Source organism: Sphingobacterium phlebotomi (genome assembly GCF_008180195.1).
GTDB lineage: Bacteria > Bacteroidota > Bacteroidia > Sphingobacteriales > Sphingobacteriaceae > Sphingobacterium > Sphingobacterium phlebotomi.
The window spans coordinates 9,473-10,595 of record NZ_VTAV01000031.1; the positions used below are offsets into that span (position 1 = coordinate 9,473).

Annotated in this window: 1 protein-coding gene and 1 pseudogene; one reads left to right on the plus strand and one right to left on the minus strand. The window is 41.0% G+C overall.

Going from position 1 to position 1,123, the window contains the following annotated elements; translation table 11 throughout:
• A pseudogene (locus FXV77_RS21645) lies at positions 1–267 on the plus strand (hypothetical protein); the annotation flags it as partial.
• A 135-nt stretch (positions 268–402) separates the two neighbouring features.
• Here FXV77_RS21645 and FXV77_RS21650 read toward each other — a convergent pair.
• Positions 403–948 (minus strand): hypothetical protein, encoded by a 546-nt coding sequence (locus FXV77_RS21650; RefSeq protein WP_148921334.1) that lies wholly within the window; start codon positions 946–948, stop codon positions 403–405.
• Positions 949–1,123 lie beyond the last annotated feature (175 nt).

A 1,123-nucleotide genomic window follows, 5' to 3' on the forward strand; every position in this document is an offset into this window, starting at 1 on the left:
CGACAAAAAGTCCTGCTGGCGTACGAGGACTTTGTGCACAAACGGCTCGTCCAGTTCCGCGACACATCTGCCGCACAGATGCACGACTGGCTAAAAAAGGCCCATGAGGATTTCCCCAGAGTCGATCCCAAAACGATTTTCAATTTTGTAAAGTGGGTCCGTCACCGGCACAACCTTCCCTATGAACCGGATAGCCGTGATTATCAACCGGTCGAGGAAACTCCGTATGGGCTGCAAGAGCACGAACCCCTAAAAGGAGCGATGTGACAGTTCAATTTACACTACCAACAAACGATCTGCTTTGCAAGACTATACTTACGAGCAGGCAACCTATTATAAAGAATAGGCATAACCTTTTCTGTACTGCATCGTTGATGGACATCATTTTTTCTCGAAGCTTGGCTACTCAATTTTTAAGTCTTTAATAATGTTTCTCATATTCGCAATCCTTACATCATCAGAAGCGTTAGTCATATAGACAATAAACAAGGCTATTCCTTTTGCCTTATTTCTATACAACGCGTAGCTGTCCTTACCCCGAAAACTACTTTTTGTAAAGAAAGACACAGCTTCAAAATCATCGCCTTTTATGGTCTCGACATACCGCTCCATCCCCCCGTCTTTCGGTGCGAAGGTTTCTATAAAGGTCCCGACTTCACTTTCCCAATTATTCAATGATTCTCGGTGCGTAAGCGATATCATGCGAACGACATCCTCGCTCCCGTTTAAACGATATATTTTTGTTCTTTCATTAGACACTAACTTAGAGGTAACCGGAAGTCCTGCCGCTTTCTTCTTACTATCCAAAGAAGCTTGAACAACGGAAAGTTTAGTCGATGGCACCTCTTCCAGCAATTTAGACGCTAAACTAACGCCGTTAAGCATTTTCTGACCAAGGCAACACAATGCCCAAACTGACAAGAATATGGTCATTATAATATTTTTCATTTTCATCCTTAGGAAATTAGTTTATAAAATAGTAGTTCCCTAAACTAAGAAGTACTTTTTGCTTAACCAATTATTTTAAAATAAATGCTTCTCTGATGGTATCCGCCCTATGAACTACATATTTGATTTGTCGCTAATTTGTTTATAGTTCTGCGGATAAAGATCTTTTAGATTC